At 70.2% G+C, this 12,241-nt stretch carries 13 protein-coding genes and 2 pseudogenes; 7 read left to right on the forward strand and 8 right to left on the reverse strand.

The genetic code is table 11. From position 1 onward, the window contains the following. Positions 1-213: 213 nt before the first annotated feature. Both ACFV20_RS06920 and ACFV20_RS06925 read right to left on the reverse strand, forming a co-directional pair. Complete coding sequence (locus ACFV20_RS06920) at positions 214-957, reverse strand: amino acid ABC transporter ATP-binding protein (RefSeq protein WP_385653274.1); 744 nt, start codon at positions 955-957, stop codon at positions 214-216. Between the two features lie 140 nt (positions 958-1,097). After that, entirely contained in the window at positions 1,098-1,505 is a 408-nt protein-coding gene (locus ACFV20_RS06925) for a DUF6278 family protein (protein ID WP_385653276.1), read from the reverse strand. A 221-nt stretch (positions 1,506-1,726) separates the two neighbouring features. Between ACFV20_RS06925 and ACFV20_RS06930 the strand changes: the two genes are divergently transcribed. After that, complete coding sequence (locus tag ACFV20_RS06930) at positions 1,727-3,496, forward strand: SGNH/GDSL hydrolase family protein (protein WP_385653278.1); 1,770 nt, start codon at positions 1,727-1,729, stop codon at positions 3,494-3,496. Here ACFV20_RS06930 and ACFV20_RS06935 read toward each other — a convergent pair. From ACFV20_RS06935 to ACFV20_RS06955, 5 genes are all read right to left on the reverse strand, one after another. Further along, positions 3,493-4,272 (reverse strand): exodeoxyribonuclease III, encoded by a 780-nt coding sequence (locus tag ACFV20_RS06935; protein WP_385653280.1) that lies wholly within the window; start codon positions 4,270-4,272, stop codon positions 3,493-3,495. The two genes, ACFV20_RS06930 and ACFV20_RS06935, sit on opposite strands and share 4 nt — an antisense overlap. A 45-nt stretch (positions 4,273-4,317) precedes the next feature. Beyond that, entirely contained in the window at positions 4,318-4,953 is a 636-nt protein-coding gene (locus ACFV20_RS06940) for an MBL fold metallo-hydrolase (RefSeq protein WP_385653281.1), read from the reverse strand. A gap of 32 nt (positions 4,954-4,985) precedes the next feature. Further along, positions 4,986-6,293: a 4-carboxymuconolactone decarboxylase gene (gene pcaC, locus ACFV20_RS06945; protein WP_385653283.1), complete on the reverse strand. Its 1,308-nt coding sequence runs from the start codon at positions 6,291-6,293 to the stop codon at positions 4,986-4,988. 32 nt (positions 6,294-6,325) lie between these two features. Further along, positions 6,326-7,441: an IS110 family transposase gene (locus ACFV20_RS06950; protein WP_385653284.1), complete on the reverse strand. Its 1,116-nt coding sequence runs from the start codon at positions 7,439-7,441 to the stop codon at positions 6,326-6,328. 423 nt (positions 7,442-7,864) lie between these two features. Then, positions 7,865-8,053: a hypothetical protein gene (locus ACFV20_RS06955; RefSeq protein ID WP_385653287.1), complete on the reverse strand. Its 189-nt coding sequence runs from the start codon at positions 8,051-8,053 to the stop codon at positions 7,865-7,867. A gap of 880 nt (positions 8,054-8,933) precedes the next feature. Here ACFV20_RS06955 and ACFV20_RS06960 point away from each other — a divergent pair. From ACFV20_RS06960 to ACFV20_RS06985, 6 genes and pseudogenes are all read left to right on the forward strand, one after another. Beyond that, positions 8,934-9,446: pseudogene (locus ACFV20_RS06960) on the forward strand (transposase); the annotation flags it as partial. 17 nt (positions 9,447-9,463) lie between these two features. After that, positions 9,464-9,631: pseudogene (locus ACFV20_RS06965) on the forward strand (DUF3105 domain-containing protein); the annotation flags it as partial. A gap of 43 nt (positions 9,632-9,674) precedes the next feature. Next, the gene (locus ACFV20_RS06970) at positions 9,675-9,803 is read left to right on the forward strand and encodes a hypothetical protein (protein WP_385653750.1); all 129 of its coding nucleotides are present in this window, start codon (positions 9,675-9,677) and stop codon (positions 9,801-9,803) included. Between the two features lie 74 nt (positions 9,804-9,877). Then, the gene (locus ACFV20_RS06975; RefSeq protein ID WP_385653289.1) at positions 9,878-10,315 is read left to right on the forward strand and encodes a hypothetical protein; all 438 of its coding nucleotides are present in this window, start codon (positions 9,878-9,880) and stop codon (positions 10,313-10,315) included. An 87-nt stretch (positions 10,316-10,402) separates the two neighbouring features. Next, positions 10,403-11,086 carry a hypothetical protein gene (locus tag ACFV20_RS06980; RefSeq protein WP_385653290.1) on the forward strand — a complete coding sequence of 228 codons (684 nt, stop codon included), beginning with the start codon at positions 10,403-10,405 and terminating at the stop codon, positions 11,084-11,086. A 114-nt stretch (positions 11,087-11,200) separates the two neighbouring features. After that, positions 11,201-11,404 (forward strand): hypothetical protein, encoded by a 204-nt coding sequence (locus ACFV20_RS06985; protein ID WP_385653291.1) that lies wholly within the window; start codon positions 11,201-11,203, stop codon positions 11,402-11,404. A gap of 48 nt (positions 11,405-11,452) precedes the next feature. Here the strand turns inward: ACFV20_RS06985 and ACFV20_RS06990 are convergent, their stop codons facing one another. Next, positions 11,453-12,097 carry a class I SAM-dependent methyltransferase gene (locus ACFV20_RS06990; RefSeq protein ID WP_385653293.1) on the reverse strand — a complete coding sequence of 215 codons (645 nt, stop codon included), beginning with the start codon at positions 12,095-12,097 and terminating at the stop codon, positions 11,453-11,455. Positions 12,098-12,241: the final 144 nt, after the last annotated feature.

The following is a 12,241-nucleotide window of genomic DNA, read 5'->3' on the forward strand; positions in this document are numbered from 1 at the left end:
TGCCGCCGGACGGGCCTGGCCGATGTGAACCGCCGCCCCCGTGGCCTTCGGGTCATGGGGGCCGCACCCGGTGGGGACGCCCCGCGGACCGGGCATGCGGTCTGCTCTCCCCGGCGGGATCGGCGGCCTTCGGCGAAGTCCCCCTCTCCGACAGGGATGAAGGGCACATCGTAGTCGAGGTCCGGTGCGACGATCCGTCCGGTGCCGGTCCGTTCAGTGCTTGAGGATCTTGGAGAGGAAGTCCTTGGCGCGGTCGCTGCTCGGACGGGTGAAGAACTCGTCGGGCGTGCGGTCCTCCACGATCCTGCCGTCGGCCATGAAGACCACGCGGTTGGCGGCCGAGCGGGCGAAGCCCATCTCGTGCGTCACGACGATCATGGTCATGCCCTCGCGGGCGAGTTGCTTCATGACCTCCAGCACCTCGTTGATCATCTCCGGGTCGAGGGCCGAGGTCGGCTCGTCGAAGAGCATCACCTTGGGCTCCATGGCCAGGGCACGGGCGATGGCCACGCGCTGCTGCTGGCCGCCGGAGAGCTGCGCCGGGTACTTGTCCGCCTGGTCGGCGACGCCGACCCGGTCGAGGAGTTCCCGCGAGCGCCTGTCGGCGTCCTCCTTGCCGCGCCCGCGGACCTTGACCTGCCCCAGGGAGACGTTCTGCAGCACGGTCTTGTGGGCGAAGAGGTTGAACGACTGGAAGACCATGCCGACGTCCGCGCGCAGCCGGGCCAGGGGCTTGCCCTCCGCCGGCAGCGGCTGCCCGTCGAGGACGATCTCCCCGGACTCGATGGTCTCCAGCCGGTTGATCGCCCGGCAGAGGGTCGACTTGCCCGACCCCGACGGGCCGATGACCACGACCACCTCCCCCCGGCCGACGGTGAGGTCGATGCCCTGGAGGACATGCAGCTCCCCGAAGTGCTTGTTGACGTCACGCAGCTCGATCAGCGGCTCGACGGCCATGCTCAGCCCTACTCACTCTCAGCTGTGTGGTGGTGGCCGCAACGTATCCAGGCAAGATCGAACGTGGCGGGCGACACGCACTTTTCGATCATTAGCCGTATTTACGTCGGCCTTTGGGCCAAAGGTTCTGGCCAGGGCGTTCATGATTCGGCGACTTCCGCGTACAGCTGCGACAGCTCGGGCACCCCGAACGCCGCCCATTCGTGGCCCGAGTCGACGACGTCGAACTCGCGGCCGGAGTCCAGTCGTACGACCGGCTGACCGTCGGAGCGGATCTCCCAGGCGGCCCCGGGCACGGTGCGCACGATCACGCTGCCCAGGTAGAGACCGGCGTCGTTGCCGAGCCAGGTCAGGGTCTCCTCGTCGTCCCGCCAGCGCGGCAGCAACTGGTCCAGCGCCTCCAGCGAGTCCGCCGTGTCGTCCAGCCGGACACCCGCCCGGGACGCCTGGGAGCGCAGCAGTTCGCACTCGGCGAGGAGTTCCGCGATGCCCGCCGGGTCGGGAATCCCGACCTTCTGGCGCCGGTGGCCCAGGAAAGGGATGTTCATACGTCCAGCGTGTCATTCGTACCGCCGTACGCACCACAGGGCGCGCGGACCCGTCGATCCCGGTCATGTTCAGGCCGAGTTCACGTTTCGCGCGTTGACGCGTCACTCCCGTCTCTCTAACTTCACCGTGCGTCTTGTGTACCGGCCGTCGTTACCACGTCAGTTCCGTCCCTGCGTTTGATGTTGTCGCGTCGTGTGTCGCTGAGCGGGAGGAGTCGGCTGTGCGCCGATGTGTCCGGGGGGTCCTGATCGCCTTGGCCTTGTGCGGGTCGCTGGTCCCGGCGCTGCCGGCGGGGGCCGTCGAGGAGAGACCGGCCGCCGCCGCGGTGCCGCTGGAGCGGCTGTTCGACGACGTGGCCGTCAGCGACGACGGCTCCCCCGGCCGGGCCGACTTCGGCGGTTCGGGCGCCTCCCTGTCCGCGCAGGACCTCGCAGCGGCGGGCTGGACGCCGGGCCGCGCCCTCACCGTGCAGGGCGCCCGGCTGACGTGGCCGAAGCGGCGGCCGGGCGAGCCGGACAACGTACGCGCCGCCGGGCAGCACGTCCGGGTCACGGGGCGCGGGGACGCCCTGGCCTTCCTGGTCGCGGGTACCGCCGGCACCGAGGTCGGCGGCCCGGGCACGATCACGTACGCGGACGGCTCCCGCTCCGGGTACCGGCTGACCGCCTCCGACTGGCGCACCGGGCCGCTCGCCACCAAGGCGGTGGCCCTGCCGCACATCAACACGCCGGCTGGCCAACTCGCCCAGCAGGCCCGCCTGTACGTCGTGACGGTGCCGCTGGCGCCGGGCCGCACGGTCACCTCCGTCCGGTTGCCGGACGCGGCCGGGCTGCACGTCTTCGCGGTGTCGGTCCGGACCGCCACCCGGGGCTGGACGGGCAGCTGGACGACGGCCACGGGCGGCTACGCCGCCGTGGGGCCCTGGACGGACCGGACGCTGCGGCTGGTCGTGCACACCTCGGCCGGGGGGCCGCGGGTGCGGGTGCGGTTCGACAACACCTTCGCGGCGGCTCCGGTGCGGATCGGCAGCGCCACGGTCGCGGTGCAGGCGACGGGCGCCGCCCCGCGGGGCACACCGGTGACACTGTCGTTCGGCGGTGCGGCGGGCGTGACGATCCCGGCCGGGGCCCAGGCGTACAGCGATCCGCTCGGCTTCTCCGTCCCCGCGGACGCCAACCTGCTGGTGAGCTTCCATCTGCCCGGCACGGTGACCGCGGCGCCCGTGCACGGCCTCGCCCAGCAGCGCTCCTACGTCAGCGAGCCCGGTGATCACGCGGCGGACGGCGCCGCCGGGGCGTACACCTCGGTGATCACCCGCTGGCCGCTGCTCTCCGGGGTCGACGTGAGCGGCGGGCCCGGGTCGGTGGTGCTGCTCGGGGACTCGATCACCGACGGCGACAAGTCGACCGTGGACGCCAACCGGCGCTGGCCGAACGTACTGGCCGGCCGGCTGCTGAGGCAGGACACCGTCCCGCGCTACGGCGTGCTGAACCTGGGCGTCTCGGGCAACCGCGTCGTCACCGACCGGTACCCGGGCGACGGGGTGTCCACGGACACGGCCGGGGTGAGCGCCCTGCACCGCTTCGACCGGGACGTCCTCGCCCAGCCGTCGGCGCGCACGGCCGTCGTCTTCGAGGGCGTGAACGACCTGCGGTGGGGGACGTCCGCAGAGCAGCTGATCGAGGGACTGCGTGCCCTGGCGGAGCGCGGGCACGCCCGGGGTCTGCGGATGCTCGCGGCGACGATCGCGCCCTGCGAAGGCGAGGCGCGGTGCACCGCCGCCGTCGACACCGAGCGGGTCGCGGTGAACGAGTGGCTCCGCGAGAGCCGGGTCTTCGACGGGGTGCTCGACTTCGACGCCGTGGTCCGCGACCCGCAACGGCCCGCCCGGATGCTGCCCGCCTACGACAGCGGGGACCACCTGCACCCGGGCGACACGGGGCTCGCGGCCCTGGCGGACTCGGTCGACCTCAGGCTGCTGCGGCCCTAGACGTCCAGGTCCACGACGACGGGTGCGTGGTCCGAGGCGCCCTTGCCCTTGCGCTCCTCGCGGTCCACGTACGCGTCGCTGACGGCCTTGGCGAAGGGCGCGTTGCCGTACACCAGGTCGATGCGCATGCCGCGGTTCTTCGGGAAGCAGAGCTGGCGGTAGTCCCAGTACGTGAACGGGTGGTCGTACTTGAGGGGCCGCGGGACCACGTCGGACAGGCCCGCCTCGCGCAGCGAGGCCAGGGCGGCACGCTCGGCGGCGGTGACGTGGGTGGAGCCCTCGAAGAAGGCCGGGTCGAAGACGTCGTCGTCCGTCGGCGCCACGTTGTAGTCGCCCATCACCGCGAACGGGCGGCTGCCCGCCGCGTCACCGGCGACAGCGGCCTTGAGCGCCTCGAACCACTGGAGCTTGTAGGCGTAGTGGGGGTGGTCCACCTCACGGCCGTTCGGCACGTAGACCGACCACACGCGGAGCGGGCCGCAGGTCGCGGAGATGGCGCGGGGCTCCACCGAGCCGTCGAAGCCGGGGTCGCCGGGCAGGCCCTTGACGACGTCCTCGATGCCGACGCGGGAGAGCACCGCCACGCCGTTCCAGCGGCCGGTCGCGTGCACCGCCGACTCGTAGCCCAGCTCGCGCAGCTGCTCCGCCGGGAACTGCTCCTCGGCGACCTTGGCCTCCTGGAGGCACAGCACGTCCGTGCCGCTGCTCTCCAGCCAGGCCAGGAGCCTCGGCAGGCGGGCGGTGATCGAGTTCACGTTCCAGGTCGCGATGCGCATGCCCCACAACCTACCCGGCGGGTCCGACAACGCCGCCCGGCCCCGTCAGACCTCGGCGGACTCCCCCGGTGTCAGCCGCAGGTGCTCCGAGCCGCCGAGCTGCCCGATCTGCCGGTCGTAGATCGGGCGGGCCAGGTCGGTGAGGAGGGCGTCGTGGATGTCGTAGGCGCGCTGCGGCCTCAGCTCGCGCACGTAGTCGATGACCTCGGAGATCTTGCTCCAGGGGGCCATGACCGGGAGCATCAGCGTCTCCACCGGGTGGTCCGGGACGGTGAGCGCGTCGCCGGGGTGGAAGACCGTGCCGCCGTCGACGAGGTAGCCGACGTTGGTGATGCGCGGGATGTCCGGGTGGATCACCGCGTGGAGCTCGCCGTGGACCTGGACGTCGAAGCCGGCGGCGGTGAAGGTGTCCCCGTGGCCGACGGTGTGCACGCGGCCCGGGAAGGCCGCCGAGATCTTCTCCGCTACCGCCTTCAGGGTCCAGATCCGGGCGGCCGGGTTGTGCTCCATCGCGGCGCGCAGCCGCGACTCGTCGAAGTGGTCGGGGTGCTCGTGGGTGACGAGGATCGCGTCCGCGCCGAGCGCGGCGTCCCCCTCGCTGAAGCCTCCGGGGTCCAGGACGAGGGTCCGGCCGTCCTTCTCCAGGCGGACGCAGGCGTGCGACATCTTCGTGAGCTTCATGGGTCCATCCTGCCTCCGCGGCTGCCGGGGGCTCACTCCTGGGGCGTGGTCTCCTCACGAATGACCTGCTGGGCCACCTTGAACGCGCTGTTCGCGGCCGGGACACCGCAGTAGACGGCCGCCTGGAGCAGCACTTCCTTGATCTCGTCCGGGGTGAGGCCGTTGCGCAGGGCGGCCCGGGTGTGGAAGGCCAGCTCATCGAGGTGACCGCCGGCCACCAGGGCGGTGAGGGTCACGCAGCTGCGGGTGCGCCGGTCCAGGCCGGGGCGATCCCAGATCTCGCCCCAGGCGTACCGGGTGAGGAGCTCCTGGAAGTCCCCGGAGAACTCGTCGGCCCGGGCGAGCGCCCGGTCGACGTGCGCGTCGCCCAGGACCTCGCGGCGGACCTTGATCCCGGCGTCGTACGGGTCGGGCCGCCCCTGCGGCTGCAGCGGTACGGCGACGGGGGCGATCTCGGCGACCGGCCCGGCCTGCGGGGGCTGCGGCGGGGCGGACGACAGGACCGGCTTGAGGGCGGCCTGGGGCAGGACGTTCTGGCCGGTGGAGGTCTCGTAGGCGGGCTGCCAGGCGGTGGAGAAGTGCCGCACCAGCAGGTCGGTGACCGCCGCGGGCTGCTCCACCGGCACCAGGTGGGAGGCGCCGGGCACGACGGCGAGGCGGGCGTCCGGGATGCCGGCGACCAGGGTGCGGGCCTCGGCGGGACCGGTGACCTGGTCGTCCGATCCGACCAGGACCAGGGTCGGTACGCCGACCCGCCCGAGTTCGGGGCGGACGTCGAAGGAGGCGAGCGCCTCGCAGGAGGCGATGTAACAGCCGGGGTCGGTGGTGCGCACCATCTGCACGGCCCACTCCGTGATCGCGGGCTGCGCGGCGGCGAATCCGCCGGTGAACCAGCGCTCGGGCGCGGTCCGGGCGATCGGGTCGAGGCCGTTGGTGCGGACGATCACGCCTCTCTGCCGGAACTCGTCGGCCGTGCCGAAGCGGGGCGAGGCGGCGATCAGCGCGAGCGAGGCGAGCCGCTCGGGGTGGCGCAGGGCCAGCTCGATGCCGACGGCGCCGCCGAGCGCGCAGCCCGCGTAACCGAAGCGGTGCACGCCGAGCTCGTCGAGGGTGGCCAGCAGCCGCGCGGTGAGCTCCCCCACCGAGCCCGCCGGATACGCGGGGGCCCCGCCGTGTCCGGGCAGGTCGAACCGGAAGACCCGCCACTGCTTGGTCAGTTCGGGGATCTGGCGGTCCCACATGTGCCATGTGGTACCCAGTGAGGGACCCAGGATCAGGACGGGAGCGTCTTCTGGCCCGTCAAAGCGGTATTGCAGGGTGTTCGGTGGTGTCTCGCTCACCCGTCTGAGCCTCTCATCTGTCACGACAGCCCCTATGAGCGGGGGTCTGGCTGTAGCTGTTTGACCAGGTGGAAGACCTCGCGGGCAGCATAGCGTTTGAGGCAACGGACGATTTCACGACGGGTCTTGCCCTCCTTGATCCGCCGCTCGTAGTAGTCCTGGGTGCGCGGGTCGACCCGCAGGCGGGTGAACACAATGCGGTGGAGCGCGGCGTTGGCCTGACGGTCGCCGCCGCGGTTGAGTCGACGGTAGTGTCGGCGTCCCGAGGAACGCTCGACTGGACTGACCCCGCACAGCGCTGCGAAGGACGCCTCGCTGTCCAGGCGTTCCGGGTTGTCCCCCACCGTGATCAGCAAGGCGACCGCCGTGTCCGGACCGATCCCCACCACGTCGAGCAGCTGGGGCGCGTGGCATTCCACGATCCGGGCCAGACGAGCGTCCACATTGCGGATCTGCTCGGAGAGCTGGCCGATGCGGAGAGCCAGCAGACCCAGGGTGATCCGAGTGGCCTGCAGCACAGACTCCTCGCCGACCTCTTCGCGGCCGCTCACGTCGACGAACCGCGCACAGGTACGGAAGAGTTCGGCATTGCCCAGTCCGGCCAGTTCTTCCCGCAAGGCGGGGTCAGCGGTGATGAGGACGGACTTGAGCTGGTTGATGGCCTGAGTGCGGGCCTTGACTGCCGACGCCTTCGTGAGTTTGTACATTCTCGCGATCTGCACCGGCCCGTCCCCTGTCTTGGCCCGGGCACGGGCCCGACCGCTCAGCACAGCTCGCGCCGCATTCTGCGCATCGAGCGGATCCGATTTGCCACGCCGACGGCGATCCGCCCGGTCCATCCAATTCACGTCAAACACGTCCACGCCCTGGGTCAGCAGGTAGCGGGACAAGGAGGCCCCGTAGGAGCCGGTCCCCTCCACTCCGGCCCGCCTCACGGCTCCCGACTTCCTGGCCCACTTCAGCAAGTCGCGGTATCCGGTCGCGGTAGCCGGGAACTCGTCGGTGGCCAGCACGGTCCCCATCACGGACAGCACCGCAGCCACGTGGGCATCCCGATGCGTGTCCACTCCCAGCACCACCTCCCCCGCAGGGCGACGGCGGCGAGCCTGCGGAGCAGGCGGCGTACTGGGCATGGTCGAACTGGACATGCCCGCTCCCCTTCCGGTCCGATGCCGGGTCGCGCTGCCGGTACCGGGCAGCAGCAGGCGGTCGGAATCGTGAGGACGCCACAACAATCGGCAGGCCCCTATCGGGACACACCCGCCAGCCCGGTACCAGCAACGCACCATCCCCGGCCGACAGCCGACGCCGTGTGATTTAGACGCCCTGGTCAGGCATGTCATGAGTCAGACTCCAGACCCGGGATAGCACTCGCCCATCCTCCCGCCTCCATCCCACCCCCGCTCAAGGGACGCAGAACATGCTCAATTCCCCTCACGCAACGCCCAGAACGTGATCCCGATCGACCACAACAGCGCACGAAGTCAAGCAACGCGTTCAGAGGGCGGGGTTGTACATGGTCGCCGTCGTACGGATGTGGCGGTCGCCGGGGCCAGCGGAAAGAAGATCGGCTACGAGATCCAGATCTCACCGATCGCGAGCGGTTCTGTGGACAACAGGACGCTCACCGCGGTGAACGACGGCCTGACACCACTGTGGCTCGTGACGAACGAGATCTTCCTCGCCATCGACCGGGCGCCCTGGGCCAGGCTGAACGTCCAGCGATGGCAGGACGTGGGCAGTCGGGATGCCTTGCGCATTCGAGGAGGCGTGAAGGCGTTGCGCATGGTCCGCTGCGACTGGACCACTCAGCGTCAATGCCCGAGGACTGGTACGCGCTGTGGTGGTTGGCACGCCACGTGGGAATCAACACAGGCGCACTACGACAACATGGTGCGCATGACGGCCACGGGCGAGCTCGTGACGCTGTTCATGCAAGCGCGCACCGGGCCGCGGCGCGTCTGGCACATGTGGGTGAAGCCGTCGGACAAGGCCGAGTTCCTCCAGGGCCGTCCGGAACCGGTCCCTATCTGCCGGCGTCGGCTGCCGGCTCGACCGCCACGCCCCTCCCCGCCGAGCCGCTTCCGCCCGACCCACACTGCCACTATGGCGAGGGCACCGGGATTCGTGCGGAACTCGCTCGGCCCCGTGACAGTGGCGATCCCATCGATGCCTCCCACTGGCTGTCGAAGGAGCCGCCGCCGGAGTACAGGTCCACGTGGACCGTGGACGGCTGGGAGATTCCCGACGATGCAGTGGCGGCAAGGCTGACGCTGGACTCCGCCCTTCAGTGCCTTGGAGCACTCGCCGACGCCCTCCCAGCGGGAGTGGACATCGCGGCGGGACGAGCCGACGTCGCCCACGCTGAACGCGAGCAGTGGCTCGCAGCCCAGGAAGAGTGCAGGCGGCTGGCCGCCGCTCTCGGTACCCACCCCTGGCTGCACTCAGGCCACGACCCGTTCAGTGCCCGCAGGGCTGCCTTCGCCGCCGCGCGCCAGGCTCAGGCCATGGAACTCACCACCGCCTCGCAGCAGCCCTAACCCTTTGAGGTTTGATCACAAACGCGAGACGTACTCCTGACCTGGAACGATAGGACTTCTCGAGGGTCCAGATCGTGCCGTGGGAAGAAGCACTTCTCAGGTGAAGAAGCGTAACGGGTCATACCCGCGCGTTTGCGTGAGGTCAGCGGTCGTGGAGTGGTCTCGCAGGCCGGGACCGTCCGGCTGGTGGAGTCGGTCCGCAAGACGGGACTGGATGCTGGGATCTCTGCGGCTATGGCACCCTGGCGCAAGCTGCAGGCGGTGCACGATCCGGGCAAGATCCTTCTGGGTGTGGCGCTCGCGGTCGCCCTCAGTGGCGACAGCCTGGCCGACGTCGGCATGCTGCGAGCCGAGCCGACCGTATGGAAGTTGGCCGGGGAGGCGGCGCCTGAAGCGGCCGGCTCTTGTGACCGTGGACCTGGATGGCGTCCTGGTGATCGCACACTCCGACAAGGGGGACACGGCTGCGACCTGGAAGAAGACTTTCGGCCAGCACCGGCTGGTGGGCTTCATCGACCACGGGACGGGCGGGTCCGTCGAGCCGGTGGCCGCTCTGCTCAGGCCCGGAAACGCCAGCGGCAACACCGCCGCCGATCACATCACGACCACCCAACACAGAACGAGAACGCGGTGCACTCCCTGGAGCACGGCGCGGTCTGGGTCACCAACCACGACAAGGCTGCCGACGCAGACTTCAAAGCGCTCGCCGCCAAGGTCGCCAAGACCCCGTACACGCTGATGAGCCCGCTCCAGGCCAGTCCTCGCCGATCACGCTGTCCGCCTGGGGGTCACCAGCTGAACATGACAAAGCAGTCCGATCCCCGAGTGGCCGAGTTCCTCGATGAGGTTCGCCGCGCAGGGTCTCAACTTCCTGGCGCAGGCCGAGGAGCTCCTGCTCCCGCCGCCCGAGGGGACGATGCCGTACGGCATGCGCCGTGACGCCGCGCATACGCATCCACACCTGATGTGATGTTCCTCCCATCACGGGGTGGGGACGCCTCCTAGTGGCGATTTCGCTACCAGGGCCGCCTATGGTCGTGCAGCGTGATTTCAGGCCAGATCCGTCGCGGCCACCGCACAGGAGCGTTGCTGCTGGCAACGATCATCGCGGTGGTACTTGCCATGTTCGCGATGCACGCCCTGACCTCACATCAGCACGCCCATAGCAGGCACGCCGCCGCGGTGCCGCTCATCGACGCAGGGGACAGAACTCAGCACGCTCACTCCGACGTCGCCCCCAGGGACGCCACCAAGACACCGGACAGCCCGGACGGCGAACCCCCCTGCGACCACGGTGGAGCCGGGGAGATCTGTCTGGCGCTGCTGTGCATCGTCGCCGCCCGGCTCGCGTTCGCACTCAGGCGCGGGGGCTCCGACCGCGTCCTCTACGTACTCGGCCGATGGGCAGCACCCACGCACCGCTGGATCAGCCGCATCGGCGACCCACCGTGCCTACATCGACTTTCGATCCTGCGCTGCTGAGAGCTGCACCAGCATGACGCCGCACCACTGGTGTCGGCGCGGCTGCTGCCTGCTCTCACATACCAAGATCTGAAAGGCCCTACCCGCGTGACCACCGTTCTCAAGCCAGAGCGCCACCAGACTCCCGCCTCGAAACACCGCCGCCCCACCTTCGACAAGAAGTCACTCCCGGCTCGCTACAGCGGCCAGATGCTCTACTTCATGGGCGCCGCCCTCATCGCCGGCGCCGTCGTCCACTACCCGATCGATCCGCCGCTGTACACGATCATCTGCGTCGTCGGCGCCTTCGTGTTCCTCCTCGGCACCATCGTCAACGAGTTCGTACTGGCCGACGAGCGTCCGGCGCTGAGCAAGGCAGTCTCGCTGGTCGCGTTCTCCCTGCTGCTGTCCTTCGGCGTCGGCCTGGTCGGCGGCGGCATCCAGCACTTCGAGCAGTTCCCCGAGCGCAGCGCCTGGATGACCCCCATCGGCCTGCTCATGTCGTACGTCGCGTTCGTCGCCAAGGACTCGAAGGGCCGCTGGCGGCACCTCGTCAGCCCGTTCGCGGCCGGCGTCGTCGTCATCTCGGCCCTCGCCTGGCTGGGCATGACCTCCCTAGCCGGCACCATCAGCTCCGACGGCCACAGCCACGACCACGGCTCCACGACCGACACCCCCGCAGAGCGAGACAACGCTCCCGCACAGCAGGACCGGGCTCCCGCACAGCAGGACCGGCCGACTGAGGCACCCGCCGAGTCGGCAGAGGATGGCCATACGTCCCATAGCCACTGACCCGGGCGCGGCTGGCACCTCGTAACCGTTCTCTCCTGGGCCCACGCGTCGACCACGCTGGGCTCGTAGTCTCGCTCATGGCGCTTGCGCTTGCTGTCGGGCCAGGGATGCTGCGTGCTCTTGCGGGCGCGCAGCTCGGCGAGGCGTTCCTCCACCCGGTTCTCCTCGCTGGTGGTCTTCCCCGGCTCACTGCGGCGGGGCCAGCCTTTGACCAAGTACGTGGACGTGCGGCGGCTGGCCCAGGGCATGGTGGAGGGCCAGAAAGCCGAGATGCAGCTGACGACCGACATGCTCGAGGCACCTGGCGCGAAGGCATGACCGGGAGACGGCCGTGAGGGCCGGGTGCCGCAGCGCGCAACGCGGTCGTCACGGCCGTACGGCGGTCCCCACGATGTGCAGCGTCTTCGGAAGGAACGCAGAGGGGGAGAATCCGAACCGGTCGATGTCGGTGATCGTGAAGCCGGCAGCACGGATGGCGGCTTCGGTGTCCCGGTTGGGGTGGCAGCCGCCGGCGGCCCGGCTCCACAGCGGGGTGATCGCGTCTTCCAACCGGCCCGCCCAGCGGTTGGGCGAGCGCACGTGCTCGTAGAAACGCAGCTCTCCGCCCCGCCGCAGGACGCGGGCGATCTCCGTCAGCGCACGGCGCACGTCGGCGACCGAGCAGAGCACGAGGGAGGCGACAGCGGCGTCGAACTCGCCCGTCTTGCCGGGCAGTTCGGCGGCCTCACCGGCAACGACCGTGACCCGTACCGGTGCCGAGGCCGCGGCCTGCTCGGCCATGGTGCGCAGGGTGTCTTCGGGTTCGAGGGCGACCACCTCGGTCACGGTGTCCGGATAGTGGCCGAAGTTCCGGCCCTGCCCTGCGCCCACCTCCAGCACCCGTCCGGTCAGTCCGGCGAGCAGCCGGTCGCGGTGTGTGGCGCCGCCGCGCCGGTCGGACTCGGCGGCGACTTTCAGATACTGGCGGGCGAAGCGCGGGTGTTGCAGTTCCTTGCGCCCGGTGGTGGTCATGCACCCTCCTTCGCGGCTGCTTGTCTGCTGCAATGCAGTGGATGGCCGGGATGAATTCCCCACAGGGCCATGATCTCGCTCGAAGGCGCCGTCGGCCTCAGCACGAGGCGGTCTCACGAGAGGGCTCGGCGGGCCAGGTGTCCC

It is taken from the genome of Streptomyces sp. NPDC059696 (assembly GCF_042733745.1).
Taxonomy (GTDB): Bacteria; Actinomycetota; Actinomycetes; order Streptomycetales; family Streptomycetaceae; genus Streptomyces.

What these genes read in the sequence shown, in the direction of transcription:
- ACFV20_RS06920 (WP_385653274.1), bottom strand. Translation starts at nt 957, where the DNA reads ATGGCCGTCGAGCCGCTGATCGAGCTGCGTGACGTCAACAAGCACTTC.
- ACFV20_RS06925 (WP_385653276.1), bottom strand. Translation starts at nt 1,505, where the DNA reads ATGAACATCCCTTTCCTGGGCCACCGGCGCCAGAAGGTCGGGATTCCC.
- ACFV20_RS06935 (WP_385653280.1), bottom strand. Translation starts at nt 4,272, where the DNA reads ATGCGCATCGCGACCTGGAACGTGAACTCGATCACCGCCCGCCTGCCG.
- ACFV20_RS06940 (WP_385653281.1), bottom strand. Translation starts at nt 4,953, where the DNA reads ATGAAGCTCACGAAGATGTCGCACGCCTGCGTCCGCCTGGAGAAGGAC.
- ACFV20_RS06950 (WP_385653284.1), bottom strand. Translation starts at nt 7,441, where the DNA reads ATGTCCAGTTCGACCATGCCCAGTACGCCGCCTGCTCCGCAGGCTCGC.
- ACFV20_RS06955 (WP_385653287.1), bottom strand. Translation starts at nt 8,053, where the DNA reads ATGCGCAAGGCATCCCGACTGCCCACGTCCTGCCATCGCTGGACGTTC.
- ACFV20_RS06970 (WP_385653750.1), top strand. Translation starts at nt 9,675, where the DNA reads ATGAGGTTCGCCGCGCAGGGTCTCAACTTCCTGGCGCAGGCCGAGGAG.
- ACFV20_RS06990 (WP_385653293.1), bottom strand. Translation starts at nt 12,097, where the DNA reads ATGACCACCACCGGGCGCAAGGAACTGCAACACCCGCGCTTCGCCCGC.